Source organism: Brevundimonas sp. (assembly GCF_041919755.1).
Taxonomy (GTDB): Bacteria; Pseudomonadota; Alphaproteobacteria; order Caulobacterales; family Caulobacteraceae; genus Brevundimonas.
In genome coordinates, this window is record NZ_JAYRTD010000002.1 from 329,301 (window position 1) to 353,894 (window position 24,594).

The following is a 24,594-nucleotide window of genomic DNA, read 5'->3' on the forward strand; positions in this document are numbered from 1 at the left end:
ACTGCGCTGCACAATCCCCAAAAGCAATAATCGTGCAGAAAACCGATCAGGCGTGCTTTCACACGCATATTCCGTCCCGCGATAATGTCAGACGGAACGGTCGAACTTGTCCTTCCTACGGCGACCCATCAGCAGCTCCTGCTCCATTCGGCCGCGCACCGCGTGGTAATAGGCGCGCAGAAACTCGATGTCGGTGGCGTCGCGCCGGTCATAGACGATCTTGCGCGCGATCCGGTCGGCAACGGCCCGAATGGTGGTTCGATCGCCGGTGCGCAGCACCTCTTCCAGAACGTGCAACTCCTTGACGCCATAGGCATCCAGCTGGGCCGGCGTGAAGCTGTGGTCCGCCTGATGCCGGGCCCCCGCATCGGCCATGTCGCGCATCAGCTTCTGGCGGGGTGCGCGCAGCACCCAGGTTCCAGCCACCATGTCTCCGGCCCGCAGCTTGTCGGCGTTGAAGAAGGGCAGCAGCACGAAGACCAGGCACCAGATCGTGGCCAGCAGATAGATCCACCCGCCCATGTCGCTCTGCAGTGCCATAATGGGTCCGGCGATCATCAGGCTGAGCGGCAGGAAGAGCTCGAGTTCTCGCAGCGCGTTGCGGGTGAAGATCGCCTCGAACGTCAGCCGTCCGCCGTTTCGCGCCGCGACCCGCAGACCCATGACACGCTTGCCCGGCGTCGCCGCCCGGGCCGACATTTCGAAGCCCAGGAAATAGGCATTGCGCAGCAGGAACATGCCCAGCAGCCAGACGATGCCGATGATCTCGGCAGAACCGCCCCGCGTCTGTGCGAACACGATGGCCAGGGCGATGGTGACGGCGACGACGCTGCCGACGATGATCAGCAGGTCCAGCGCCAGCGCCCCGAAGCGCTGGCCCACCGTGGCCAGTTCCAAGTTCAGCGGCACCCCTTCGGGCGTGACCAGAACGCGCATCCGCTTGCGCTCGGCGGGCGTGGGCGCGGCCATCGTCATCGGCCGATCCCCGCCAGAAGCCGATCAGGGCGGGGTGCGTAGAAATAGAGGCCCCACAGGATCGCGGTGCCGGCCGCGATGGCATAGCGCACGGTGTCGCTGGTGATCAGTTGGCGACCGAAGCCTTCCAGCACGCCCGCCAGCATCAGCATGATGACCACTCCCATCATGACCGCACCCGCCGCCTTGCCGGCCCCGGACATGGCTTCCAGCCGGCTCTGACGCCCGGGAAAGGCGACGGCCCAGCCGATGCGCAGGCCTGCCGCCCCCGCCAATACGATAGCGAACAGTTCGGTCACGCCGTGGATCAGCAGCCAGCCCCCGAACTCATAGCCCAGCCCCTTGGATACGAAGACGTGGATCATGGCGCCCAGCATGGCTCCGTTGCTGAGCAGGACCACGATGGTCGGCACCCCGAAGGCAAAGCCGAGCGCAAATGCCAGCAGTGCGACCTCGGCATTGTGGGTAAACAGATAGGTGGCAAAGAACGACAGACCGTCCGCATCCGCGCCGTCATAAAGCGTGGCGCGCAATGCCGCCTGCGTCGCCGTCGGATCGCGGCCCTGGGCCAGGCCAGGGTCGACGAAGGTGAAGAACCAGTCGCTGTCGGCCCCGACCAGCACATAGGCGACCACTGCCCCCAGCGCCGTCACGAACAGGGCCACCAAGGTCTCCAGCCAGATCGACTGAACGCCTTTGGGCCAGTCGCGCGAGAAGAAGGCCGTCAGCTGCTCCAGCGGTGTCGACCGCGCCCCGTAGACGAAGAAATAGGCCCGCGCCGACAGGTTCTCGAGGTAGCCGATCAACCCTTGGTCAAGCGAGGTCTCGCGCGCCACCGACAGGGCCGACAGGGTCGAACGGTACAGCACCGGCATGGCCAGGATTTCGGCATTGCTCAGGGCGCTGGCCGAGCGCTTCTCGGCCTTGGTGACGAGCGCTTCAAGCTGTCGCCAGTCGCGCTCGCGCTCGGTGCGGAACCGCTGGCTCTTGAGTAGAAGCTCGCTCACAGCAGGTCTCGCCGTTTGAGGTCCAGATAGGCGTTCAGGATGGCCGGGCCGACGTGCTGCGCCTCGGCCTCGACGATATGGGCGCCCAGGCGACGCAGACGGGCCAGCACGAGATCGCGCTCCTGCAGCAGGCTGGCGGCGACGACGGCGCGGGCCACGTCCTCCGGCGTTTCGGGGACGGTCGAGACCAGGGTTTCCAGCTCCTCATCACGCATCACGACGAAGAGGACGAGATGCCGTTTGATCAGGCGCGACACCGTCTCGATCATCAGTTCGGCAGCGGTGATGTCGGCGAATTCGGTGAAGACCACGACCATCGACCGGCGCTTCAGACTGGCCGACAGGGTGGTCAGACCCAAGGCATAGTTGGTCTCGGCGGTCCCATAGTCGATGGTCGCGGCCTGGCGTACCAGCAGGGGGAAGGAGGCGACGCTGGCGACCGCGCCGGTGGTCAGCTTCGGCCGCTCGGCAAAGGCGAACAGTCCCGCCCGGTCGCCCTCGCGCAGGCAGGCATAGGCCAGAATCAGGGCTCCGTGGATGGCCCGGTCGATGCGCGGCGCGCCGCCGACCGGCTCGCTCATCACCCGCCCGCAGTCCAGGGCCATGATGATCTGGTGATTGCGCTCGACCCGGAACTCCTTGGCCAGCAGGTGATGGTGCCGGGCCGACTGTTTCCAGTCGATGGTGCGCCGGTCCATGCCGGAGTGGAAGTCGCGCAGGGCGTGGAATTCGGCCCCTTCGCCGATGTCGATCTGGGCCTTGGCCCCGTGCAGGGCGTCGCGCGAGACGAAGCGCACGGCCTCGTCCTCTATGCGTCGCACGTCGGCCCCGATGGGCACGGCCTCGTTCAGCGGCCGCCGCGTCTGTCGCCAGATCAGGCCCAGCGGTCCCTGCCAGCGCAGGGTCGCCTGGGTGAAGACGGCCAGTCCGCGCCGCACGGGTGTCATGTCGAACAGGACGGCATCGCGCCGGGCCGGGTCGGTCCGCCCTATGGCGCTGTCCAGACCCGTGCGTGCCTCGGCATCCAGCGCGATCTCGAGACGTCTGCGCGTGCCGCCCCGGCTGAAATCCGCGCGCAGCAGAGCGGTCGCGGGCGCGGCGACGGCCAGATATCCCGGTGGCTCGAAGGCAATGCCGACACTGCGCGGGGCCGCTGCGAACAGAGCATCGATCAGCATCAGCAGGCCCAGACCCATCAGCCAAGCCGGCGCGACCAGCCACAGGCCCGGCTGCACCAGGCCGAGCAGCAGCGCGATGGGCGCTCCCGCCAGGGCCGCCAGGATGCTGAGCCGGGTCGGATAGATCATCGCGGGGCGGGGACCTGATCGATCAGATTGGCGACCACCTGATCGACGCGACGGCCCTCGATCTCGGCGGCGGCGGACAGCACCACCTTGTGCCGCAGGGCCGGCAGGGCCAGACCCTTGACGTCGTCCGGGATGACATAGTCGCGTCCGTCCAGAACTGCCCGCGCCCGCGCCGCCACCGCCAGCATGGAACCCGCCCGCGGCGACGCCCCCGTCTGCAGGTCGGCATTCTCGCGCGTCGATCGGATCAGATCGACGACATAGGCTGCGATCTCGTCGCTGAGCCGCACGCGCGACACGGTCTCGACGGCCGCCGCGACGGTGGCCTGATCAGCGATGGGGGTGACGCCCAGCCCTTCCGGGTCAGGCATGCCGGCCTGCGAGCCGTGGGCCTTGACCACCTTCAGCTCGTCCTCGCGCGACAGATAGTCCAGCGTCTGTTTGAAAAGAAACCGGTCCAGCTGCGCCTCGGGCAGGGGATAGACGCCCTGCTGTTCGATCGGGTTCTGGGTGGCGATCACGGTGAAACGGTCGCTCAGCGCATGGGTCTCACCATCGATGGTGACCGAGCGCTCCTGCATGGCTTCCAGAAGCGCCGCCTGGGTCTTGGGCGGGGTACGGTTGATCTCGTCGGCCAGCAGCAGGTCGCAGAAGACCGGCCCGCGCGTCAGGCTGAAGGTCGAGGTCTGGAAGTTGAACAGATTGGACCCCAGGATGTCGCCCGGCATCAGGTCCGGCGTGAACTGGATGCGCCCGAACTCCAGCGACAGGGTACGCGCGAAGCTCTGGGCCAGCAGGGTCTTGGCCGTGCCAGGCGGTCCTTCCAGCAGGATGTGCCCCCCGCTGAACAGGGCGGTCAGCATCAGGTCGACGGTGTCGGTCTGGCCGATCACAGCCTTGGCGACCTCGCTGCGGATACGGGCGGCGATCGCCCCGACTTCAGCCACGTCCACGGGTCATCTCCGATTTCCAGTTCAACAGTTTGCGCACGACAACCATCAGGTCCCCGGCGTTGCGAGCCTGATCCGCCTCGGTGGACAGGGTCTCGAAATCCGTCTGCACGCCCTGACGCCGGGCCAGCCGATCCAGCAACTGTGTCAGGCCATCGCGCGACAGGTTGGGCGGCGCCGCCACCGCCTTGGCCGCCTGCCGGCGCACCAGATCGGCATAGGGGCGGGCCATGCTGCGTTCGCGCCGGGCCAGTCGCACCAGGGCGGCGGTATTGTCGGCCAGCGCTTTCTTGCCCAGGGCCACGGCGCGATCGCCCTTGCGATGCGGCGCGAACCGGTTGGCCGCCTGCCAGAAGACCAGCCCCGCGGCGAACAGCAGACACAGGGTGAAGCCCAGCAACGGCGGCTCCAGCAACAGGCGCAGAATACTGCGCGGCCGCCCGAAGCCATGCAGGGTCAGGTCGAAGACCACCGCCTGATCGGGAATGGCGACGGCGTCGATGAGGCCTAGAGCCGTCTGCGCCTTGGCAGGCTTGTCCATGCCGAGCGTGTTCAGCAGGTCGGGATCGGACACGACCATGACCCCGGTATCGTCATGCATCAGCACGACCGCGCCGCCGCCTCTCACGGTCACCAGCGGCGACCAGCCAGGACCGGAGAGCGTACGCAGGCCCTGGATCGTCACGGGCGGGCCGATCGGCTCGTCATCGGGACCCAGCAAGACTACGGGCTGGTTGGACGAGCGCGATGCCATGGCCAGATCGGGCCGCAAGTCGTCGGGCAGAACCGACAGCGCCTCTCCGGCTGTCAGCTGACCCATCTGCTCGACCCAGCCCTTCCTGAACGGTTGCCCAATCGTTTGCCATTTCGGCAGGATCAGCAGTGTCGCCTGGGAGGACCAGCGCAACTCGTCCAGCATGTCGGTTTCCTGACCGACGGCTGGGGTCAGGACCAGCAGGTTCTCATCGCTGATGGCTCCCAAGGCCCCGCGGCTCAGCAGCACGGGACGTCCCGTTTCGCGCATCAGCCTGACAACCCCGGCATAACCCACGGCGGATTTCGACAGGGCATGCTCCCGCCCGTCATTGCCGCTGCTCAGTTCGGGTGAGAAGGCGTCCAGCGCCGCCATGGCGGACAGAGCAAAGACCGCCGCCAGTATCAAAGCGATGACGACGACGGGTCGGAACGGGCTGTGGCTGGCCCCCGCCTCGTTCACGGCACCGGCCTCAGCTGAACTGGCGACAGCGTCGGTCATCGGGCCCAGGTCTCCGGAAAGGCGAAGGCCTCATAGGCGGCGCGGCAGTCGTCCCATGTCGCTCGGTCGATGGCACCGCCGCCGAACAGACTGGTCTCCACCGCCCGCGCGATCTTCAGGAAGGTCGGACGCGCCGCATCCGGCAACCGCTCCAGTCGGGCGATGTCGCGCGAGGTCAGGGCCGGGCGCACCGCATTGGGCAGACGACCTTCGATGTCGTTGATGCTGCGGAGGAGCAGCAGGTGCACGGCCTCGGCATACTGGCCCTGCGCAGCCAGAGCATCCGCGTCGGACAGAAGGGCCAGGGCGACAGCCGCTTCGGGTCGCCAGGGCTCCGGCACGGGCTTGGTGGTCTTGCCGCGCTTCTCGGGTGCGCGGATACGCGTCAGCTCGCGGACGATGAACCAGCCGATCCCGGCCACGACCAGGCCGATCAGGATCCAGAAGATGATTTGAAACAGCGGACCCAGAGCATCCAGAAACTCGAAGAGGCCACGCAGCCAGTCGGGCGGCGGGTCGGGGGGCGGCGGTATTTCGCGCGGCTCCATGCTGAACTGCAGCGAGCGGTCGTTGGCCACCGTCTGATGCGCGGCGTCGAACCCCTGGCCTGTGGCGGCGGGGCCCGGGTCAGCTTTGACAGCTGGCTGTATGCCCGCAACACGCCCCATGCCCGTTCACGTTGCCAAGCGAAAACGAGCCTGTCGAGAGGCCGTGTGCAATCAACTGCTTAATGACAGACCGGTGACATTTCAGAGCTGGTGGTCGAACGGCCCCTCATAACCGGGCTCGATCCGCTCGCCGTTGAACAATCGTGCGACGCGCGCGCCCAGCAGGTCGCCGGGGCCTTGCTGGAAACGCGGCGCGCCGAACCGCTCGATATTGTCCAGTTGCCGGGCCAGGGCATGCCGGTCCTGACGCACGACGGGATCGAGAAACAGGCGGATGGCCCGCTCCTTCAACCAGCCTGGCCCGCGCCCCTTGGGCGTCGTGAAACAGGCGAAGGGCATCAGGCTGGTCTCGGTGACCGGGGTAAAGAAGACGGTGACGCAAAGAGTCAGGCCCTTGGGACCCTCCCAGCGCGCCTGGACGGTCGTGGGGCCGTGAAGGCGGGTGCGGCTGCGATCGCGCGGTGGCTCCAGCAGGCGCGACATCCAGCCCAGGTCCGGCTGGGGCTGTTCAATGATGGACTCGATCCAGTCCTCGCCCGAGGCGACGCTGAGCCTGACCGGCACCCGCCGCGTGCTGCGCCGGATGATGCCGTCGTGGATGAAGTTGGTGTGGAAGGGGTCCAGCACATTTTCCAGGGCATCCAGCGCCCGTCCGCGCCACACCCCCTGCGACCACCAGAAGTGATCGTGTCCCTCCGCACCCCAGTCGGTCAGGTCGGGCAGGGGCGCGGTGGCGTCGCCATCCAGCCGAACCAGCACCGCGCCATGTTGCTCCATGACCACCACCGGCGTGGCCGCCAGCCGCTGCGACTCACCGTCGGTCAGAGCGCATCCCGGCACCTCGACGCAGGCTCCGTCGCCCGCGAACCGCCAGCCGTGATAGGGGCATTGCAACGCCCCCTCGACCAGCCGCCCCTCCGACAGCGGATAGTTGCGATGGGGGCAGCGGTCGATCAGGACACTGACTCCTCCGGCGGTTCTGAACAGGACCAGCGGCACCCCCGACACGGTCCGGGCCAGAGGCTTCGCCGTCACCTCGCGCGACAGGGCCGCCATCTGCCAGCTGGATTTCAGGCTCGCGGGAAGAGGTATCATGGCCTCTCCCATAGCGCAGGCGTCAGCGGCTGTCCGTTCCACTCGATATCGGCGGTCATGGCCTCGGCAAGGCCGTGTCCTGATGCCAAAGCCCGCAGGCCGAACCCGGCGGCATCCAGCAGGGCACCGAGCGGGGGTAGAGGGTCGCGCGGTGCCGAGAGGATATCGTGTGAAAGGCGACGCTCGTCGCGCCACGCCGTGAGCCGCTTCGCGCGCAGGGCGTCGCCAAGCCCGAAGGTGTCGAGCATGATACCGTTGCGCCAGCGGCCGGGGCTTGGCCGAGCGATGTCGCGGCCCAGCAGCGCCCGACCTAATGCGGCGCTTCGCCCGAACAAATGCACCCCGCTGGTCGCCCGCGGATTGCATTCGATCAACCATGGCCGACACGCTTCATCGACGATCGCGTCGCAGGCGAACTGGCCCTTGCGGACAAAACGGGCGAGGGTCTGGGCCATTGCGCGCAGTCTTTCGAACACCGGCTCGGCCAGCGGTATGAAGACGTATGCTGCACCGCCGTGCGTGCGCCAGTCGGATCGATAGGCCGAGAAAGCTGTCAGTATGCCGTCATGAGCGATGGCGTAGAAGCTGACTTCTTCGCCCTCCACCCGAGACTGCACGACCCAAGGGGCTTCCGGCGAGGGTCGCAGTCTCTCCAGCGCCGCCGCGTCGGGCTTTATCAGGGCTTGGCTACCAAATCGGGACCAGGCGGGTTTGACGACAACATCTGCGCCCAAGGCCTCGCGCATCAGGCCGACGCTATCGGTGACGACGTTCGTGTCTGGCACGGGCAGACCCAGTTCATCGCACAGCACGGCGAACCGGCCCTTGTGATGCAGGGTGGCCAGGGTCTCGAACGGCGGGGCGATCAGCTTTTCGGACCAGCCGTCGGTCTTGGCGACAGCCGCGAGGTGGAACACCTCCTCGCAGGTCGGGATGACGGCGATCGGGTCGATCCGGTCGATGAGCCTGCGGATGTCCTGGGCGAACTTGGCAGGTCGGTGCACCGGCGAGGCATGACGATGGACCGCTGTCGCCGCACTCGACCACCGCGCCATCCGGGCTGGCACGCAGTCGGCCATGTGCACCTCGAACCCTGCGGCCTTGAGGCTGCGGGCGATGTCGAGGGCGGCGGGGGCGCGAGCCCCGGTGACAAGAATCCGCTCAGGCATCGGACCACCGGACGCGGCGGCGCTTGATGCCGTGAACAGGCGCTTGGGGCAGGGGAGTGACGGGTCGGTCGATGTTGTGCGCAGTGAGCAGTCGGGAGAGCGCTTCGGCTGCCGTGTCGATTTGCGCACCCTCGGCTTCGACCAATACACCTTCGCGACTTGCCGTGGCTCGCCAGTCGATGTCCGGCGCGACCGCCATGCTGACCGCAGTCTCGACGACACGCGGTGGAAGTGTGACGCCGGGCCAGCGCCAAAGATCTTCCAGTCGGCCCTCGACCGGATGGATGGCCGTCAACGCCGACCCGCAGGCGCAGCGCCCCTCCATCGGCTGCAGCAGGTCGCCCAGCCGAACCCGGATCATGGGCTGGCTGGTGCGGCGCAGATCGGTCACGACAGGCACGAAGCGGTCCGTGCCCGGCACGGGCTCGCGCTCGACGATCAGCACATCCTCGTTCAGGTGCAGTGTGCCGTGACGACAGGGCGCGGCAATAAAGCCCTCGGTGGCCTGATAGAGCGGGTCCGGTCTGGTCCCGAGCACCGACCCGATCCAGGCGCGTTCGGCCTTGCCCATGGGCTCCGCTCCATAGAACAGGCGTCGCAGCGACCAGGGCTGATCATGGGACTGCGTCCGCCGAGCCAGATCCGCCAACACATGGGGCGGGGCGATCAGGATTTCGGGGCGAAAGGCGTTCAGGCGATCGAACCGCGCGGTCGGATCGTCGCCCAGACCTACAAACAGAAAGCGGATACGGCCAGTCCGGCCCACATCCTGATACAGCCGATTGTCGGCCCGCAAGCACAGGGCGATGCGCAGCGGCCTGAACAGATCGCTCATCGGGAGCAGCCGCGCCAACAGATGGCCGAGATAGGCGGCACGCTCGGTGCCGCTGTTCAGGAACAGGCCCGGCGTCCCCGATGAGCCGGTGGAAAATCCCGCTACCACACCCGGGGCGACCTCGACTTCGCCCCCTGCCTCGGCGTCACGGGCCGCTGCCTCGGCCTGATCGTGCGTCAGCCCGAGCGTATTCCAGTCGGCGAATCTGGCCCTTAGGTCTCGTGGCCTCATGATCGGAAACCGGTTCAGCGGCTGACCCGCCAGATGGGCGATGGCTGGCGTTGCGGCGACGACGGGCTGCATGCGCCGCCACAGCCGCGCCTGGCGGGCTTCCACGTCGCGGCGTTGGCGCAGGGTCAGCGCCGACCAACGTGCGTCCAGCCAGGCGGCGGCGATGGCCTTGCGGTCAGGCTGATCCATGGCCACCGCTCTCGTGGGCGACCTCGCTGCAGTGCGAGGGGGTGACAGCGATGTCGGGATTGCGATGCCACAACCGATGCAGGTCGTGCAGCGTCCGGCGACAGGCCTCGGTGTCGCCCAGCAGGCCGGTGGTCAATCTGGGCGGCGGCGCATCGTCCCGTACAGCCCCGCTGGACCAGGCCGCATCTCCGATCAGGAACCGCATCCGACCGTCGTCCTGTCGCACCAGCAGGCCCCAGTGGCCGGGACAGTGACCGGGCAGGGGAACCGCGATCAGCGAGCCGTCGCCCAGCAGGTCCGCCCCCGTCTCGAAAGGGTCCAGATCAGCGGAAAGGGCGATGCGGGGTCTGTCCTCGAACCAGACGGCGCGGTCGGCCAGATCGGCAGGGACTAGGGCCCTGAGCACACCCTTGCGAACACGGGACAGCCGGTTGCCCCGCACCAGAAGTTCCGCTCCCGCCCGGGCGCAGTGGACGGCGGCCTTAGGGAAGCGATGCAGTCCAGCGACGTGGTCGCCGTGGAAGTGGGAAATGACGATGGCGGTGACGTCTTCGGGCCTGACGCCGAAACGAGGAAGCTGTTCGGCGACCGCTTCCTCCGGTCGGAAATCGACAGGCGTCGTCCAGCGATAGAACCGCTCGGGAAAGGGCTGGGTCGCCGAAAAGAAGGCGGGGTCATAGCCGGTGTCGAACAGGATCGGCCCGGCATCTGGGTGCAGGATCAGGGCAACCAGGGCCGGAAACTCCACACTGCGCCAGGATGCGCCTTCGCGGGTCATGGCCTCCGGGTGCCGACACGCTCCGGCCCTCAGGATGTGGACGCGACAGGCTTTCACCGCGAGGCTATATCCGGCGCGATGGCCAGGGCCGTCTCGACCGCATCATACTCCGGCTCATAGCCCAGCAAGTTGCGCGCCTTGGTCAGATCGAACGTTTGGGACCAGGCCAGGGTCGACAGGGTATAGGGCGTCAGGATCGGCTCTGGACGGCCCGGCAGGATGCGGCAGACGGCGTCGGAGACGACAGACACGGCCTGTCCCAGCCAGAGCGGCAGGGGCACGATCCGGACCGGCACATCCAGCCTGTCGCCCAGTCGCTTCACCAGCGTCGCGATGGGCAGGGCTTGTCTGCCGGAGATGTTTATCGCCTGACCGCCCGCCACCTCCCTGTGCCGGTCCGCCAGCATCAGGGCGCGAGCACCATCGCGGACGTCGGTCAGTTCGACTAGGGCCTCGCCCCTGCGAAACAGCGGGAAACGCCCCTTGCGCACCAGCCGCAGGATGCGCGGCAGCAGAACCGTATCGTCCGGTCCGATCAGGGCGCGCGGGCGGACGGCGACGGTGCGGAAAGCTGGTCGGTCGGCGGCCAGAACGAGCTTCTCTCCTTCGCCCTTGGTGCGGGCATAGGCATTCAGCGACCGATCCGGCCAAGGCGTGGCCTCGGTCAGCCCGGTCTGGTCGCGCCACCGGGCGTAGACGGACGGCGAGGAGACGAAGACGAAACTGCCGACGCCTGCGACCTGCGCCGCCGCAAGCAGCCGCCGTGTCGCCTCGACATTGGCCAGGTCGAACGCCTGATCCGGGCCCCAGGGACTGGACAGGCCGGCCACGTGGAAGACGACGTCGCGCTCGACACAAAGGGCAGCCAGATCGGTGTCCAGCAGATCAGCCGCGACCGTTTCGGCCCCCATATCCACCAGTCGCTCCAGGGCCGCAGGCTGGCGGCCGGTCGCCCTGACTGCATAGCCCGCGTCCAGCAGGTTGCGCACCAGCGCGATGCCCAGCCCGCCCGTCGCACCGGTGACGAGTGCCCGTCTCACGTTCGCAGGACCATGGCCGCCGCGCTGATCCCCGCGGCTGTACCCAGCATCAGAATGGTGCCGCCAGGCTTGATCAGGTCGTGATGCTTGGCCTCGACCAGAGCGGTCGGCAGGGAGGCCGCGATCTGGTTGCCGTGGGTGGCGAAGATGTCGACGACCCGCGCGGGATCGCCGCCCATCAACCGCCGCACATGCTCGACACCCGGGGCGCTGGCCTGATGGCAGATGACCAGATCGACGGTTTCGCGCGTCAGCCCGGCTTCGCCCAGCACTTGGTCGATCAGGTGGGGCAGGGAGCGCGCGGCGGCCTTGAAGATGCCGAAGGCGTCCATGTGGAACTTGGCTCCATCGCTCAGGGCTTCCAGCCCGTGATCGATACGGATGCGGGTGCCGCCGGACCTGAGCGTGGCCAGGTCCTTGCCCTCTCCATAGGTTTCGAAGGCGCGCGCCAGCAGGGAAGGGCCGGACTGATCGTCCGTCGCCTCGACGCAGATCGCCGCCGCGCCGTCCCCGAAGATGGCCGCCGACGCGGGTGTGTCCCAGTCCAGCCCGGCCGAGGCGATGTCGCTGGCCACGATCAGGGCGCGGCGGAACCGGCCGGTGGCGAACCCCATGGCGGCGATGTCCAGCGCCGTCACGAAGGACAGGCAGGTCTGGTTCACATCGAAGGCCCAGATGCCGGACTTGCCCAGACCGAGCGCCTGCTGGATCAGAATGGAGGTGCCTGGAATAGGCTGCTCCATGACCGCGCAGGCCCCAATCAGCACGTCGAACTCGCCCTCGCCCCAGCCCGCATCGGCCAGGGCACGTCGGGCGGCTTCGGTGCCCATCATTGACGTGGTTTCGTCAGCCGCTGCCACGCCACGCGCCGCGATCCCGAATTGGTCCTGCGTCCAGCCGGCGGGTTGCCCGAACACGATATCCAGCGCTTCGGAAGGGCGTCGCTCGCGCGGGGCATAGACCCCGTAACCCACGATGTTCATCGGCGTCATGGCAACAGGCTTACGCCGAGGCTCAGGCGGCGTCTATCGGCACCAACCTGTTCAGACCTGACGCCAGCCTTCGACGGATCGCACCGTTGCGCAGGTTGGGGTACCATCCCTGCCGCGTCCGGGCAGCACCGCCTCCAGGACCTGGCCCTGCCTCGCCAGGGCCAGCAGGTCACTCGGAATGTCGTGCACATCGATCTTGGCCCTGCGGTTGAAAACCAGCCCTTCGCCACCTGCCTGTCCGCCGATAGCGATGTAGACGAACCGCCGCGTCGGCCCCTCGGTGCGTACGAACGGCCCCAGCATCCGTCCGTCGTCTGACAACCGGACGGGCACATCGAAGGAGAGGGGGCCTTCGCCTGCGATCACCCCATCGACTGGCGCATTCTTGTTGTCCTGCAGGCTGTAGTGCAGGCCCGCGACTGGATCGGCGATGGTCAGGCGCAGAGTGATCGGCGTATCGGCCACGCGCTTAATCCTGATGCTCGACATGGTGGGTGCCGCGAACCATCCGCACGAAGGGCAGGGGACGTCCGGGCTGGATCAGCCGTTCTGCCACCTCGCCAAGAACAAAGCGGGTGATCGCGGGCAGGTCCAGGGCTCGGGCTTCTGCCAAAGGTAGCCAAGCGATCTCGTCCAGTTCGCCCGACCCGGCCGTCGGCTCGGGATGCAGCAAAGCGTCGGCATCCGCCATGAAGAAGCGGGCATCGAACCGCCGTGTCCGTCCCGGCGGCGTGATCGCGCGTGCGACATAGGACAGGGCCGCCAGATCGGGCAGGGCCCCGACCGCGCGAAACTCCCGCCATGGCCCGGCGACGGAAGCTGCCGGTGCAGGCTCTGCCAGCATCAGACCCGTCTCCTCGAACGTCTCCCGCACCGCCGCCAGGGCCAGGGCGCGGGCGCGGCGCGCGTTGCCTTCGTGGGCCAGGCGGGCGGCGTCCTGATGCGGCAGATCGGTGGCCGATGCTGCGGTGAAGTCTGCCCGCTCGATACGCCCGCCGGGAAACACCCATTTCGACGCCATGAACACATGCCCCGGCGCGCGACGCCCCAGCAGGACCTCGGTCGATCCGGATGTGCCCCGGGTAAGGATTAGGGTCGCCGCATCTTTGGGGCGCTGGCGTTCGCCAGTGCGCGGCGCGTCATCCAGGTCTTGTCGCGCATCGAAGGGTTGAGCCGTTGACATAAACCTTTCGTGCCACGAGGCGCTGCCGAAAAGAAGACAGACCCAGTCTTGATCCGCCCAGTTGCCAAGCTTGATGAAAGCCGATTGGATACCGTTGATTGGGGAAAGGCGATGACGAGATTATCGAGCTCGGCGCGGCTCGCGGCTGGTGTGCTGGCCTTAAGCGCATGGATCGGTCTCGGGATTTACCTGGCTGCCGAGACCGCAAGACAGGACGGCAACGTTCTTGAGGCGCTGTGGATCAATGCGGGCTTCCTGACGGACCTATCCAACCTGCTGCTCGCCGTTGTCATGACGGGCGTGGCGCTGCAGGTGCCAACCCTGTCGCGCCCGCACATCGTTGGCTGGGCTATTGCAGCCATTGCGACGGTAGGCGTCGGGTTCTGGCTTATCGGCGGCAGGCTTATCCCGGGCCAATCGACCGTGGAGGACATCCTGCTGCACGGCGTGACACCTCTGGGCGGATTGCTGTTCTGGATTGTGTTCGTTCCCAAGGGGGAGTTGCGATGGCGCCTTGCGGCAGCCTGGCTAGCATGGCCTCTGGGCTACTTCTCCTACGCTCTCGCGCGTGGAGCGCTCACTGGGGAGTATGCCTATCCTTTCCTTGACCCCACGAAGAGCACCGCGACCGAAATCGCCCTGGTCGTAGGGCAGATCACACTGCTTTTCGCGTGCTGGACGACCGTCCTGCTGGTGCTGGATCGCATGATGAGTCGAAAGCGCCCTTAGCCTATTTCCGCTTGCCCTTGCGCACGCCTTTCAGACCACCGGAGGGTTTGCCGCCGCGGCCGCCCTTGGGTGGCTTTGGTCCGCCGGGTCGGTTGGCACCGCGCTTGGGAAAGCCGTTGCCGCCCGGGCTGCGCGCCCGGACGCCCAGCCGGGGAGCGGGCGCACTGGGATCGCGTGGAGCTGGGTCGGACAGCATTTCGAACATCAGACCACCGGTGATCGGCGTGGCCTCCTGCAGCTTGACCTCCACATTGCGGCCCAGTGTCCAGCGCTGGCCGCTGTGTTCGCCGACCAGGGCATGGGCCTTGTCGTCGTGATGAAAATATTCGCCACCCAGCGACGATACGGGCACCAGTCCGTCGGCCCCCGTTTCGTCCAGACGGATGAACAGGCCGAACCGCGTCACGCCGGTGATCCGTCCGGTGAAGGTTGCGCCGACCCGCTCGGACAGGAAGGCGGCCATGTAGCGGTCCATGGCGGCGCGTTCGGCAGCCATCGACCGCCGCTCGGTCTGGGTCACCTGTTCTGCGATGGCGGGTAGTTCGGCGATCTCGCGATCGGTCAGTCCGTCCTTGCCCAGGTTCAGCGCCCGGATCAGGCCCCGATGCACGATCAGGTCGGAGTAGCGCCGGATCGGCGAGGTGAAGTGGGCATACTTGTCCAGGTTCAGACCGAAGTGGCCGATGTTGTCGGGCGAATAGATAGCCTGCATCTGAGACCGCAGGACCACTTCATTGACGACCTCGGCATGGGGCCCGTCGCGGGTCTCGTCCAGCAGGGCGTTCAGTCGCTTCGTGGTCGGGGCTTGTCCCTTGTCCCACGGCTTGCCGATGGTCTGCAGGAAGTCGGCCAGGTTGAAAGTCTTCTCCTGGCTGGGCGTCTCGTGGACCCGATAGATCAGAGGCGTGCGCTTCTGCTCCAGCGTCTGGGCGGCACAGACATTGGCCTGGATCATCATCTCCTCGATCAGCCTGTGAGCCTCCAGACTGACGCGCGGCTCGATGGAGGCGATCTGGCCGTCCGGCGTCATGCGGATGCGCCGCTCCGGGCTCTCGATGGCCAGCGGGCTGCGTTTCAGACGACCCTTCAGCATGGTGTGATAGGCGGCCCACAGCGGTGTCAGGATCGCGTCCATGATGGGACCGGTCGTGTCGTCAGGTTGGCCGTCGATGGCGCCTTGCGCCTGCTCGTAGGACAGTTTGGCGTGGCTGCGCATCAGGCCGCGCACGAACCTGTGCCCGGTCTTACGCCCATCCTTGTCGAAGATCATCCTCACGGCCATGCAGGCGCGGTTTTCGCCCTCCTTCAAGCTGCACAGGCCGTTCGACAGCCGTTCGGGCAGCATGGGCTCGACGCGGTCCGGAAAGTAGGTGGAGTTGCCCTTGTCGCGCGCCTCGCGGTCCAGATTGGTGCCGGGGCGGACGTAGGCGGCCACGTCGGCGATGGCGACCCACACCACCCAGCCGTCGGGGTTCTTCGGATCGTCGTCCCGCATCGCATAGACGGCATCGTCGTGGTCGCGCGCATCGGCCGGGTCGATGGTGATCAGCGGCAGGTCGCGCAGATCCTCGCGTCCCTTCAGCGACGGCAGTTCCTGATCCTCGGCCTCCTTCTCCACCGCCTCGGAGAAGCCCATCGGCACTTTGTTGGCGGCGATGGCGATCAGGGAGGCGGCGCGGGGATCGTCCTCGCGGCCGATGATCTCCAGAATCTTGCCGCGCTTGGGCCCATAGCGATGGTCGCCTTTCTCAATGGAGGCGAAGACCAGATCGCCATCCTTCAGGCTCCCGGCCTGGGCGGGCGGCACGAACAGCACGTCCTTGGATCGGCGGTCGACCGGCTCGACCCGCACCTCGCGGTTCGATTTGCGGATGACGCCCAGGACGCGGTTGGTGTCGGTGTCCAGCACCTTGATGATCCGGGCTTCCCAGCCATCGGGCCCGCGTTCGAACTTGGCCAGGACGCGCGCGCCCAGCCCAACGGCGGGACCCGTCTTGCCCGTCTTGTCCGGCACCAGGACGGCGTGGGGGGCATCCTCCGACGCTTCGACCAGCCGCACATACAGATCGCCGTCACTGTCGCGCTCACTGACGTCGGCCACACCGACCGGGGGCAGGGCCCCGACTTCGGCAAAGCCCTTGCGGCCGCGCTTGCCCAGTCTGCCGGCGGCTTCCAGCTCGCGGATCATCTCGCGCAGCATGCGCCGCTCATGGCCCTTCAGGCCGAAGTGTCGGGCGATATCGGTTTTCTCGGCCGTGCCCGCTTCGCGCAGGAATGCCAGCAGGGTGTCCGGATCGGGGAGGCCGGCAGGGGGCCGGCTGAATGATTTTGTCATTTGGAATCCTTGATACCGCGCTTTGGCGCTCTTCGAGAGGTCAAAATCTTGCGCGGCGTGTTGTGGTGAAGAGGGGGCGCGCCTAGCTTCCGGCGCGAACGTCCCTCGGAGTTTTGAATGTCTTTGGCCCCTACGCCCGTCCTGTCCGGCCCGACCGGTTCCTTGCTGGACCTGATCGGCAAGACGCCGATGGTGGAGGTGACCAAGATCGACACCGGCCCCTGCCGCCTGTTCCTGAAGCTGGAGGCCCAGAACCCCGGCGGTTCGATCAAGGACCGTATTGCCCTGTCGATGATCGATGCGGCGGAGCGGGAGGGCTATCTGAAGCCCGGTGGCACTATCGTCGAGGCAACGGCCGGCAACACGGGTCTGGCGCTGACCTTGGTCGGGCAGGCCAAGGGCTATAAGGTGCTTCTGGTCATTCCGGACAAGATGTCCAAGGAAAAAATCCAGCATCTGCGCGCCATGGGGGCCGATGTGCGGCTGACGCGGTCCGACGTCGATCATGGCCACCCGGAATATTATACGGACATGGCGGAGCGTCTGGCCCAGCAGATCCCGGGCGGCTTTTTCGTCAACCAGTTCGCCAACAAGGCCAACTCCGAAGCCCATGTCCGCACGACCGGTCCGGAAATCTGGGAGCAGATGGGGCACGACATCGACGCCTATGTCGCCGGCATAGGCTCGGGCGGCACGATCACCGGCGTGGCCCAGTATCTGAAAAGCCAGGGCTCCAATGCCCAGATCATCCTGGCCGACCCGGTCGGCTCGGTCCTGGCCGGCATCGTCAACGATGGCGTGCCCGGACCGGACGGCAGCTATACTGTTGAGGGTATCGGCCAGAATTTCGTGCCCGACACGGCCGACATGAGCCTGATTGACAAGGCCTATTCCATCCCGGACGCAGAGGCGATCGCGACAGTGCGCGAGCTGCTGCTGAAGGAAGGCATCCTGGCCGGATCGTCATCCGGCACACTGATCGCCGCCGCCCTGCGCTGGTGCCGCGAACAGACCGAGCCCAAACGCGTCGTGACCTTCGTCTGCGATACCGGGGCGAAGTATCTGTCCAAGGTCTATAACGATGCCTGGCTGGCAGATCAGGGGTTGGGCGAACGCGAGCTAAATGGCGACCTGTCGGACCTGATCACGCGCAAGTACGCGAAAGGCGATGTTGTCGTGGCCGGGCCGAACGACACCCTTGATACAGCCTTCAAGCGGATGCGCGGGGCCGACGTCTCGCAACTGCCGATCATTCAGGACGGCCGCCTGATCGGCATTCTGGACGAGAGCGACATCGTCCAAGTCATGAATACCGACGAGATTACCCGCCAGGCCCGTTTCGCCAAGCCGGTCGGCGAAGTCATGACACGCGATCTGGACACGGTGCAGGTGGGCGAGCCGCTTGAAGCGCTAATCCCCCTGTTTGACCGCGATCGAGTAGCGCTGGTTCTGGACGGCGAGCAGTTCGTCGGCCTGATCGCGCGGGTCGACCTGATCAATCACCTCAGCCTGAACCGGTAGTCGTGCGGGCGGCGCCGATCGCGGCGGTCCTGGCGGTGGCGTCTGCAGGCGCATCGCCCGGCCATGCGCAGCCGAGCCAGATCCCGCCACAGGTCGGCATCCCCGGCTGTGCGGACGATGTGCAGGTCCTGGCCTCGCGTCAGTCGATCACTTTCAACAGCCGGGGGCGTGCGATCCGTGCCTATCTGTATGCGCCGCGCGGCACGCCCAATGGTCTGGGCATGGTCTTGCTGCACGGCGGTACAGGGTTCGAAATGAACTCCATCCTGTTCGACGCGCACGCCATCCAGCTGGCGTCGCGGGGCTATCACGTCCTTCTGCCGGCCTATTTCGACGCGGCCGCACCGGACCCCACGCGCCGCACTGTCACGGCACGGGCGTGGCGACAGGTGGCGCTTGATGCACTCAGCGAGCTTCAGACGCGCCCCGGCGTGGATCGCGGCCGTGTGGCGCTTTGGGGATATTCGCGCGGTGCCGGGGTGGCCGTCAGCGCGGCGGCGGTTCCGGACAGTCCCGTTCGGCGCATGATCCTGGCAGCGGGGGGCGGCTCGGCGGACGTCTCGTTCGAGGGCCGTGACGTCGCGGCTCTGGTGCTGCATGCCCGGAGCGATGAAGCCGTTCCGGTACGCGCCAGCCTGGCCATGGCCGACGGCCTACGGCAGCGAGGGGTCGAGGTCGAGGTTCAGGCTCTGGACTTCGACGGTCATCAGTATGACTTGCCGACCTGGTGCTCAGTCATGAGCCGGACGCGCACCTTCTTGGAGCAGGATGTCTCCAGTCCAGACGAAAACGAGGATATCCAGTGACTACGCTCAAGAACGCCCAGGGCTTCTCCACCCGCGCCATCCACGCCGGTCAGCGTCCGGACCCGACCACAGGCGCGGTCATGACCCCGATCTACGCCACCTCGACCTACGCCCAGGAAAGCCCGGGCGTGAACAAGGGTTATGAGTATGCGCGGGGCAAGAACCCGACGCGCGAAGCCTTCGAGGCGTGCCTGGCCGACCTGGAAGGCGGAACCCACGGCTTCGGCTTTGCCAGCGGAATGGCGGCGACCTCGACGGCACTGGAACTGCTGGATGCCGGGTCGCACGTCGTCACGGGCGACGATTTGTACGGCGGGTCATGGCGTCTGTTCGAGCGTGTTCGCCGCCGTTCGATGGGACTGGATTTTGCCTATGTCGATCTGAGCGACCTGGACGCCGTCGAGGCCGCCATCACGCCGAAGACCAAGATGCTGTGGGTCGAGACCCCCACCAATCCGATGATGAAGCTGGCCGATATCGCCGCCCTGTCGGCGATCGCCAAGTCGCGGGACATTCTGCTGGTCGTCGACAACACCTTCGCCACGCCTTTCAGCCAGCAGCCGCTGGCTCTCGGGGCCGACGTCGTCATGCATTCGGCGACCAAGTATCTGAACGGCCACTCGGACATCATCGGCGGGGCGCTGGTCACGGCGAATGCGGAGTTGGCGAAAGAGATCAAGTTCCTGCAGAACTCCATCGGCGGCGTGATGGGGCCGTTTGACGCCTTTCTGGCCAATCGTGGGCTCAAGACTTTGGGTCTGCGCATGAAGGCCCACAACGACAATGCTCTGGCCGTCGCCCGCTGGCTGGAAGATCGCAAATCTGGCGTGGCCCAGGTCATCTATCCCGGCCTGATCACCCATCCTCAGCACGAGCTGGCCGCGCGTCAGATGAACGGGCGGTTCGGCGGCATGGTGACGGTGATCCTCGACGGCGACCTGGCGCGGACGCGCCAGGTGCTGGAGCGGGTGCAGGTCTTCACCTTGGCCGAGTCGCTGGGCGGCGTCGAAAGCCTGGTCAATCACCCGGCCATCATGACCCATGCCTCTGTGCCTAGGGAGGTGCGAGAGGCCGGCGGGGTCACCGACAATCTGATCCGCCTGTCGGTTGGTGTGGAAGAGGTTGAGGACCTGATCGCCGATCTGGATCAGGCGCTCGGCTGAAGGCGAGGGGCTTTGCAGCCCCTCGCACAACGCGTCAGTTGGGCATCGAGACGGTGTCAGTGACGTGGATCACGCCATTCGACTGGAACACGTCGGCCTGGGTCACGGTCGCCACGCCACCCTTTTCGTCGGTCAGGATGACCTGATCGCCGCGCAAGGAGGCAGTCAGTGTATCGCCCGAGACGGTCGTCAGGGCTGCACTGCCTCCACCGGCTTGAATGGCGGCAAGAACGTCAGCCGCTGCCAGTCGACCGGGCACGACATGATAGGTCAGGATCTTGGTCAGGGTCTCACGGTTTTCCGGCAGAACCAGGGTGTCCACCGTGCCTGCCGGCAGTTTGGCGAAGGCGGCATTGGTAGGGGCGAACACCGTGAACGGACCCGGTCCCGACAGGGTCTCGGCCAGACCTGCTGCCGTCACGGCGGCGACCAAGGTGGTGTGATCGGCGGAATTGGCGGCGTTTTCGACAATCGTCTTGTTGGCATACATGGGCGCGCCGCCGACGGTGACGGGGTCCTGAGCAACGGACGAGGCGCTGACGATATCGCCGGAGGCATGTGCGGCCGTAGCCAGCGATCCTGCGGCGAAGGCGGCGATGAGGGCGGTACGGGTGATCTTGAAGGTCATCGAAGTCTCTCCTGAACCAGCCGTCGTTGCGGCTGCGAGTGAAGAGACGCGCCAGCGTACCATCGAGATGCAACAAACCGGCAGATCGCGACCACTGGCCACAGGATGGAACCTGATCGACAGATTGGTGTTTCAGGCCACCTACGAAACGGCGGCGAAGGCCTTTGCCCTCGCCGCCGCTCGAAATCGCGCGTCGATCAGATCAACGCGAAGGGTTCAGCCCTCGGTCTTGAGTTGACCAGCCGATTCCTTGCCCGAACGCTTGTCGCGCTCGATTTCGTAGGAAATTTTCTGGTTCTCATCGAGACCACGCAGACCGGCCTGTTCGACGGCCGAGATGTGCACGAACACGTCCTTGCCGCCGTCGTCGGGCTGGATGAAGCCGTAGCCCTTGGTGGAGTTGAACCATTTCACGGTGCCGGTAGCCATAATAGACCTCCTTCTGGCGTTGGCCGCAGGGAACATCCCTGAAGGCCTGTCGGGTCTGTATGGGAGCGGCTGGACCTCGGTGCGAAAGCAGAGGGTGGCGTTACGCAGTAAGATCGACGGCTACGATCATGACGGGTCGGCCCCGTGAAATCAAGCCGGGGCTTCGTCCGGGGTCTCGTCCTGCGGTGTCGCGATGTAGTTTTCCTGGCACAGCTTGCGCAGGGCCGAGGTCAGGGTCGGGCCGTAAAGCGAGTCCTGGATACGCTCGTATCCTTCGGCCGACAGGGCCTGTTTGATCTCGCTGACGGTGCGGCAGCTGCCGCTGCGGGCTAGGGTATAGGCACGTTCGAGTGTGGTGGGGCGCAGATTGCTCATCCCCCAATATAGGCCCGCCGTGCCAGAAAGCGAGATCAGAAGGCGGCGGAGATGCCGAAGACCAGGCCGTCCTTGTACTGTTCACCCGGCACATCGGCGTCGGTCGCGTGCCAGCGCAGGTCTGCCTCGAGGTTGCGGGTCAGGGCATAGGTAAAGCCTGCGTTCCAGCCGGTGTAGTCGATGTTGTTGTCCTGTTCGCGTCGACCGATGGCGGTCGATCCGGACAGTTTGTCGGTGAAATCCCAGCTGAGGCGCGCCTCATACCAGGTCCAGGCCTCGGTCGAGCCCGTGCCGTCCGGCGAATGCTGCAGGCGCACGCGAGCACCCGCCGGACCGATGGAGCGCGATACATCGGCGGTGAACTCCCAGGCGTCATCGTCAGCATCCGGATCGGCGTCGATCTGCCATTTGTGGGTGGCATTCAGATCCAGGTCGAAGCCGGCAAACTGAGGCCGGATGCCGACACCGACCTCGGTTTCCAGGTTGGAGCCGGTCGAGCTGTCGATCGTCTCGAAAGCCGGGCCCGCGTAGAAGAAGCCGTCGGCGCTCTCCCAGACAGCCTCGCCCCAGACGAAGGGATTGCCGTCCGACTTGGAGGCTTCCTTGGATCGGTTGTCTGTCGCCGCGCCGAAAGCGAAGCTCCAGGGATTCGAACCGGTATTGGCGAGGATGTCGTCCGGCGCGGCCTCCTGAGCCAGGGCAGGGACGGCGACGGCTGTCAGGAGGGCAGCGGCGAAGACGGAACGGATCATGAGGCACCAGACGCGATAAGAGGCGTCGGGTTCCTAGATGAAAGCGGTCGCCTTGGCGAATTGTGCCGTGGCCTGATGGAATTCCGACGTTAGGCGAGCGACCAGCTCCCCCGCTGGAACGACGTCATGAACCGAGCCGGAGCCTTGGCCCGCCGACCAGACGGTCTTCCAGGCACGGGCCTCCTCGCCCATGTCCAGCTTGTGCTCGGGCAGGGTCTTGGGATCGATGCCGTTGTCCAGCAGCGATTTGGTCATGAAGTTGGCCGGAATGCCCGAGACCGCAGGTGTATAGGTGATGTCGGTCGCGCCGCTGTCGATCACCATCTGCTTGTACTCGGCCTGGGCAGAGGACTCGGTCGTGGAGATGAAGCGGGTGCCCATATAGGCGAAGTCAGCCCCCAGCATCAGCGCGCCCGCCACGTCCTGACCCGTCGACAGACAGCCGGACAGCAGGATCGTGCCGTCAAAGAACTCGCGCACCTCGTTGATCAGGGCGAACGGATTGACCACCCCGGCATGCCCGCCCGCGCCATTGGCCACCAGAATGAGGCCATCGACCCCGGCCTCGGCGGCCTTTCGCGCATGACGCACATTGGCGATGTCATGGAACACTACCCCGCCATAGCCGTGCACCGCCTCGACCACGTCGCGCACGGCCCCCAGCGAGGTGATGATCAGCGGCACCTTCTCCTCGACCGACACCATCATGTCGGCCATCAGGCGCGGATTGGTCGGATGCACGATGTGGTTGACGCCGAAGGCGGCGGCGTCAGGCTTCAGCCGGCTCTTGATGTCCTGCAGCCACTCCCGATAGCCCTCGGTTGTGCGCTGGTTCAGCGAGGGAAAGGTGCCGATCGCCCCGGCATTGCAGGTCTCGACCACCAGATCCGGCCCGGAAACCAGGAACATGGGCGCCGCGATCACCGGCAGCTTCAGACCCTTTTGCAGCGACGCCGGAATGGCCATGACGTTTCCCCTCGGTTGTCTTTGACGACGGATAGCGGGCTGTCGCGGGGGAAGGCAAATGCGAAAAAGAGAGTCCACTCGGTCCACTCAGTCCACTTGTGCCATCCTCGACGTCGGCAAGGAGATTTCTAACGCATGCTTGCGTCAATCGCGGACGTATTGCCGATGACTGCAGGCGTGACGGGCGGACACGAAGGCGGTAGGACGGGCCATGACTACAGACACCTCCTCCTTGTCGCAACTCGGCCAGATGATCGCCGCCCCGGCCAGCCCTGAGACTGCGGTGCTGGAGCGGGTGCCCAATCCGCATCCGGACACGCTCTATCTGGCGCGGTTTACGGCACCGGAGTTCACCAGTCTGTGTCCGGTTACGTCCCAGCCGGACTTTGCCCATATCGTCATCGACTATGCGCCCGGCGACTGGCTGGTCGAGTCGAAGAGCCTGAAGCTCTACCTGACCAGCTTCCGCAACCACGGGGCCTTCCACGAGGACTGCACCGTCGCCATCGGCAAGCGGCTGGCCGACCTGTTGCAGCCGAAATGGCTGCGCATCGGCGGCTACTGGTACCCGCGTGGCGGCATCCCGATCGACGTGTTCTGGCAGACCGGACCCGCGCCCGATGGCCTGTGGCTGCCCGACCAGGGCGTGCCCACATACCGCGGGCGGGGATAGCAACCAACGCGCGTCAGCCAGCCAAGGTGGTTGCAAAGCCAGCGGCCAAAGTCAGCCCACCCAGCCCCAGGGAAAGCGGCAACCTGAGCGACAGCCAACGTGCGGGTGTCATCCCTGCGCGGGAAAGAGCGAGATCGACGAGAATGCTCGACATGATCGCAATCCCGAGAACCACGAGCGACGGCCCCGGCCAGTCGCCTCCGACCGCCCAAGGCCACGCGCAGGCCAAGGCGATCAAGGACGGCAGCACGCTGACAATCCATATCCAGCGGGGTGCATCAGCGGGCGAGCGCGCGGATAGCCCCCACCACACTCCGCCCAGAAAGCTGTAGATCAGCGCGGCATAGGCAAAGGCCGCGCTAAACGCCATGAACCGCCACTCCGGCCCGCCGGCCAAGATCAGACCCAGGGCAGCGATCTGCGGCATCAGACCGGCGTAGCCAAGACCGAAGGCCAGGCGAGGCAGGGCGGCGGGGTCTGGGTCTTCACGACGTGACATGGTCTTTCCGGCTGCGCTGTTGCGGTGCCCGATGGCTCGCTCCT

At 66.3% G+C, this 24,594-nt stretch carries 26 protein-coding genes; 5 read left to right on the forward strand and 21 right to left on the reverse strand.

Annotated elements, in window-relative coordinates:
* Nucleotides 1-87: 87 nt before the first annotated feature.
* The 14 genes from ACE3TH_RS04440 to ACE3TH_RS04505 form a co-directional block, all read right to left on the reverse strand.
* Nucleotides 88-975, reverse strand: coding sequence for an RDD family protein (locus ACE3TH_RS04440; RefSeq protein WP_374597730.1), 888 nt, complete (start codon nt 973-975; stop codon nt 88-90).
* The gene (locus ACE3TH_RS04445) at nt 972-1,982 is read right to left on the reverse strand and encodes a stage II sporulation protein M (protein ID WP_374597732.1); all 1,011 of its coding nucleotides are present in this window, start codon (nt 1,980-1,982) and stop codon (nt 972-974) included. The genes ACE3TH_RS04440 and ACE3TH_RS04445 overlap by 4 nt, the downstream gene beginning before the upstream one ends.
* Nucleotides 1,979-3,289: a DUF58 domain-containing protein gene (locus ACE3TH_RS04450; RefSeq protein WP_374597734.1), complete on the reverse strand. Its 1,311-nt coding sequence runs from the start codon at nt 3,287-3,289 to the stop codon at nt 1,979-1,981. Before ACE3TH_RS04450 ends, ACE3TH_RS04445 begins: the two co-directional genes overlap by 4 nt.
* The gene (locus ACE3TH_RS04455; protein ID WP_374597736.1) at nt 3,286-4,242 is read right to left on the reverse strand and encodes an AAA family ATPase; all 957 of its coding nucleotides are present in this window, start codon (nt 4,240-4,242) and stop codon (nt 3,286-3,288) included. The genes ACE3TH_RS04450 and ACE3TH_RS04455 overlap by 4 nt, the downstream gene beginning before the upstream one ends.
* Nucleotides 4,229-5,494, reverse strand: coding sequence for a DUF4350 domain-containing protein (locus ACE3TH_RS04460; protein WP_374597738.1), 1,266 nt, complete (start codon nt 5,492-5,494; stop codon nt 4,229-4,231). The genes ACE3TH_RS04455 and ACE3TH_RS04460 overlap by 14 nt, the downstream gene beginning before the upstream one ends.
* Nucleotides 5,491-6,162: a DUF4129 domain-containing protein gene (locus ACE3TH_RS04465; RefSeq protein WP_374597740.1), complete on the reverse strand. Its 672-nt coding sequence runs from the start codon at nt 6,160-6,162 to the stop codon at nt 5,491-5,493. Before ACE3TH_RS04465 ends, ACE3TH_RS04460 begins: the two co-directional genes overlap by 4 nt.
* A gap of 81 nt (nt 6,163-6,243) precedes the next feature.
* Entirely contained in the window at nt 6,244-7,257 is a 1,014-nt protein-coding gene (locus ACE3TH_RS04470; protein WP_374597742.1) for a Rieske 2Fe-2S domain-containing protein, read from the reverse strand.
* On the reverse strand, nt 7,254-8,426 hold the full coding sequence (locus tag ACE3TH_RS04475; protein WP_374597744.1) for an ATP-dependent carboxylate-amine ligase: 1,173 nt from the start codon (nt 8,424-8,426) through the stop codon (nt 7,254-7,256). Before ACE3TH_RS04475 ends, ACE3TH_RS04470 begins: the two co-directional genes overlap by 4 nt.
* Nucleotides 8,419-9,681 carry a cell division protein FtsA gene (locus ACE3TH_RS04480; protein WP_374597746.1) on the reverse strand — a complete coding sequence of 421 codons (1,263 nt, stop codon included), beginning with the start codon at nt 9,679-9,681 and terminating at the stop codon, nt 8,419-8,421. The genes ACE3TH_RS04475 and ACE3TH_RS04480 overlap by 8 nt, the downstream gene beginning before the upstream one ends.
* On the reverse strand, nt 9,668-10,459 hold the full coding sequence (locus tag ACE3TH_RS04485; protein WP_374597748.1) for an MBL fold metallo-hydrolase: 792 nt from the start codon (nt 10,457-10,459) through the stop codon (nt 9,668-9,670). The genes ACE3TH_RS04480 and ACE3TH_RS04485 overlap by 14 nt, the downstream gene beginning before the upstream one ends.
* 53 nt (nt 10,460-10,512) lie before the next feature.
* Nucleotides 10,513-11,499 carry an NAD-dependent epimerase/dehydratase family protein gene (locus tag ACE3TH_RS04490; protein ID WP_374597749.1) on the reverse strand — a complete coding sequence of 329 codons (987 nt, stop codon included), beginning with the start codon at nt 11,497-11,499 and terminating at the stop codon, nt 10,513-10,515.
* Entirely contained in the window at nt 11,496-12,491 is a 996-nt protein-coding gene (locus ACE3TH_RS04495; RefSeq protein ID WP_374597751.1) for a 3-oxoacyl-[acyl-carrier-protein] synthase III C-terminal domain-containing protein, read from the reverse strand. The genes ACE3TH_RS04490 and ACE3TH_RS04495 overlap by 4 nt, the downstream gene beginning before the upstream one ends.
* A 51-nt stretch (nt 12,492-12,542) precedes the next feature.
* Entirely contained in the window at nt 12,543-12,956 is a 414-nt protein-coding gene (locus ACE3TH_RS04500) for a DUF5990 family protein (RefSeq protein ID WP_374597753.1), read from the reverse strand.
* 4 nt (nt 12,957-12,960) lie between these two features.
* A complete protein-coding gene (locus ACE3TH_RS04505; protein ID WP_374597755.1) occupies nt 12,961-13,674 on the reverse strand; it encodes an NUDIX domain-containing protein in 714 nt (237 codons plus the stop codon).
* Nucleotides 13,675-13,722: 48 nt separating this feature from the next.
* Between ACE3TH_RS04505 and ACE3TH_RS04510 the strand changes: the two genes are divergently transcribed.
* Nucleotides 13,723-14,403, forward strand: coding sequence for a Pr6Pr family membrane protein (locus tag ACE3TH_RS04510; protein WP_374597757.1), 681 nt, complete (start codon nt 13,723-13,725; stop codon nt 14,401-14,403).
* Between the two features lies 1 nt (nt 14,404).
* Here the strand turns inward: ACE3TH_RS04510 and rnr are convergent, their stop codons facing one another.
* Nucleotides 14,405-16,738 (reverse strand): ribonuclease R, encoded by a 2,334-nt coding sequence (gene rnr / locus ACE3TH_RS04515; protein WP_374597759.1) that lies wholly within the window; start codon nt 16,736-16,738, stop codon nt 14,405-14,407.
* 117 nt (nt 16,739-16,855) lie between these two features.
* Between rnr and ACE3TH_RS04520 the strand changes: the two genes are divergently transcribed.
* The 3 genes from ACE3TH_RS04520 to ACE3TH_RS04530 are packed head-to-tail and all read left to right on the forward strand — an operon-like array spanning nt 16,856 to nt 20,228.
* Nucleotides 16,856-18,259: a pyridoxal-phosphate dependent enzyme gene (locus ACE3TH_RS04520; protein WP_374597761.1), complete on the forward strand. Its 1,404-nt coding sequence runs from the start codon at nt 16,856-16,858 to the stop codon at nt 18,257-18,259.
* Between the two features lie 2 nt (nt 18,260-18,261).
* Nucleotides 18,262-19,065, forward strand: a complete 804-nt coding sequence (locus tag ACE3TH_RS04525) for an alpha/beta hydrolase family protein (protein ID WP_374597763.1) — start codon at nt 18,262-18,264, stop codon at nt 19,063-19,065.
* Nucleotides 19,062-20,228, forward strand: a complete 1,167-nt coding sequence (locus ACE3TH_RS04530) for a cystathionine gamma-synthase (protein ID WP_374597765.1) — start codon at nt 19,062-19,064, stop codon at nt 20,226-20,228. Before ACE3TH_RS04525 ends, ACE3TH_RS04530 begins: the two co-directional genes overlap by 4 nt.
* A gap of 34 nt (nt 20,229-20,262) precedes the next feature.
* On the opposite strand, the gene ACE3TH_RS04535 is transcribed toward ACE3TH_RS04530, so the two are convergent.
* From ACE3TH_RS04535 to ACE3TH_RS04555, 5 genes are all read right to left on the reverse strand, one after another.
* A complete protein-coding gene (locus tag ACE3TH_RS04535; protein ID WP_374597767.1) occupies nt 20,263-20,856 on the reverse strand; it encodes a fasciclin domain-containing protein in 594 nt (197 codons plus the stop codon).
* Nucleotides 20,857-21,072: 216 nt separating this feature from the next.
* Nucleotides 21,073-21,285, reverse strand: coding sequence for a cold-shock protein (locus tag ACE3TH_RS04540; protein WP_292174519.1), 213 nt, complete (start codon nt 21,283-21,285; stop codon nt 21,073-21,075).
* A 150-nt stretch (nt 21,286-21,435) separates the two neighbouring features.
* On the reverse strand, nt 21,436-21,660 hold the full coding sequence (locus ACE3TH_RS04545) for a hypothetical protein (RefSeq protein WP_296167906.1): 225 nt from the start codon (nt 21,658-21,660) through the stop codon (nt 21,436-21,438).
* A gap of 35 nt (nt 21,661-21,695) precedes the next feature.
* Nucleotides 21,696-22,412, reverse strand: a complete 717-nt coding sequence (locus ACE3TH_RS04550; RefSeq protein ID WP_374597769.1) for a porin — start codon at nt 22,410-22,412, stop codon at nt 21,696-21,698.
* A gap of 33 nt (nt 22,413-22,445) precedes the next feature.
* Complete coding sequence (locus ACE3TH_RS04555; RefSeq protein WP_374597771.1) at nt 22,446-23,378, reverse strand: NAD(P)H-dependent flavin oxidoreductase; 933 nt, start codon at nt 23,376-23,378, stop codon at nt 22,446-22,448.
* Nucleotides 23,379-23,589: 211 nt separating this feature from the next.
* Between ACE3TH_RS04555 and queF the strand changes: the two genes are divergently transcribed.
* Nucleotides 23,590-24,051 carry a preQ(1) synthase gene (gene queF, locus ACE3TH_RS04560; protein ID WP_374597773.1) on the forward strand — a complete coding sequence of 154 codons (462 nt, stop codon included), beginning with the start codon at nt 23,590-23,592 and terminating at the stop codon, nt 24,049-24,051.
* A gap of 13 nt (nt 24,052-24,064) precedes the next feature.
* On the opposite strand, the gene ACE3TH_RS04565 is transcribed toward queF, so the two are convergent.
* Nucleotides 24,065-24,550, reverse strand: coding sequence for a DUF3429 domain-containing protein (locus ACE3TH_RS04565; protein WP_374597775.1), 486 nt, complete (start codon nt 24,548-24,550; stop codon nt 24,065-24,067).
* Nucleotides 24,551-24,594 lie beyond the last annotated feature (44 nt).

Coding starts and splice junctions, on each gene's coding strand:
- ACE3TH_RS04440 (WP_374597730.1), bottom strand. CDS start 975: ATGACGATGGCCGCGCCCACGCCCGCCGAGCGCAAGCGGATGCGCGTT.
- ACE3TH_RS04550 (WP_374597769.1), bottom strand. CDS start 22,412: ATGATCCGTTCCGTCTTCGCCGCTGCCCTCCTGACAGCCGTCGCCGTC.
- ACE3TH_RS04495 (WP_374597751.1), bottom strand. CDS start 12,491: ATGACGCCGATGAACATCGTGGGTTACGGGGTCTATGCCCCGCGCGAG.
- ACE3TH_RS04480 (WP_374597746.1), bottom strand. CDS start 9,681: ATGGATCAGCCTGACCGCAAGGCCATCGCCGCCGCCTGGCTGGACGCA.
- ACE3TH_RS04460 (WP_374597738.1), bottom strand. CDS start 5,494: ATGACCGACGCTGTCGCCAGTTCAGCTGAGGCCGGTGCCGTGAACGAG.
- ACE3TH_RS04565 (WP_374597775.1), bottom strand. CDS start 24,550: ATGTCACGTCGTGAAGACCCAGACCCCGCCGCCCTGCCTCGCCTGGCC.
- ACE3TH_RS04450 (WP_374597734.1), bottom strand. CDS start 3,289: ATGATCTATCCGACCCGGCTCAGCATCCTGGCGGCCCTGGCGGGAGCG.
- rnr (WP_374597759.1), bottom strand. CDS start 16,738: ATGACAAAATCATTCAGCCGGCCCCCTGCCGGCCTCCCCGATCCGGAC.
- ACE3TH_RS04555 (WP_374597771.1), bottom strand. CDS start 23,378: ATGGCCATTCCGGCGTCGCTGCAAAAGGGTCTGAAGCTGCCGGTGATC.
- ACE3TH_RS04505 (WP_374597755.1), bottom strand. CDS start 13,674: ATGTCAACGGCTCAACCCTTCGATGCGCGACAAGACCTGGATGACGCG.
- queF (WP_374597773.1), top strand. CDS start 23,590: ATGACTACAGACACCTCCTCCTTGTCGCAACTCGGCCAGATGATCGCC.
- ACE3TH_RS04520 (WP_374597761.1), top strand. CDS start 16,856: ATGTCTTTGGCCCCTACGCCCGTCCTGTCCGGCCCGACCGGTTCCTTG.
- ACE3TH_RS04475 (WP_374597744.1), bottom strand. CDS start 8,426: ATGCCTGAGCGGATTCTTGTCACCGGGGCTCGCGCCCCCGCCGCCCTC.
- ACE3TH_RS04465 (WP_374597740.1), bottom strand. CDS start 6,162: ATGGGGCGTGTTGCGGGCATACAGCCAGCTGTCAAAGCTGACCCGGGC.
- ACE3TH_RS04535 (WP_374597767.1), bottom strand. CDS start 20,856: ATGACCTTCAAGATCACCCGTACCGCCCTCATCGCCGCCTTCGCCGCA.
- ACE3TH_RS04470 (WP_374597742.1), bottom strand. CDS start 7,257: ATGATACCTCTTCCCGCGAGCCTGAAATCCAGCTGGCAGATGGCGGCC.
- ACE3TH_RS04485 (WP_374597748.1), bottom strand. CDS start 10,459: ATGACCCGCGAAGGCGCATCCTGGCGCAGTGTGGAGTTTCCGGCCCTG.
- ACE3TH_RS04540 (WP_292174519.1), bottom strand. CDS start 21,285: ATGGCTACCGGCACCGTGAAATGGTTCAACTCCACCAAGGGCTACGGC.
- ACE3TH_RS04545 (WP_296167906.1), bottom strand. CDS start 21,660: ATGAGCAATCTGCGCCCCACCACACTCGAACGTGCCTATACCCTAGCC.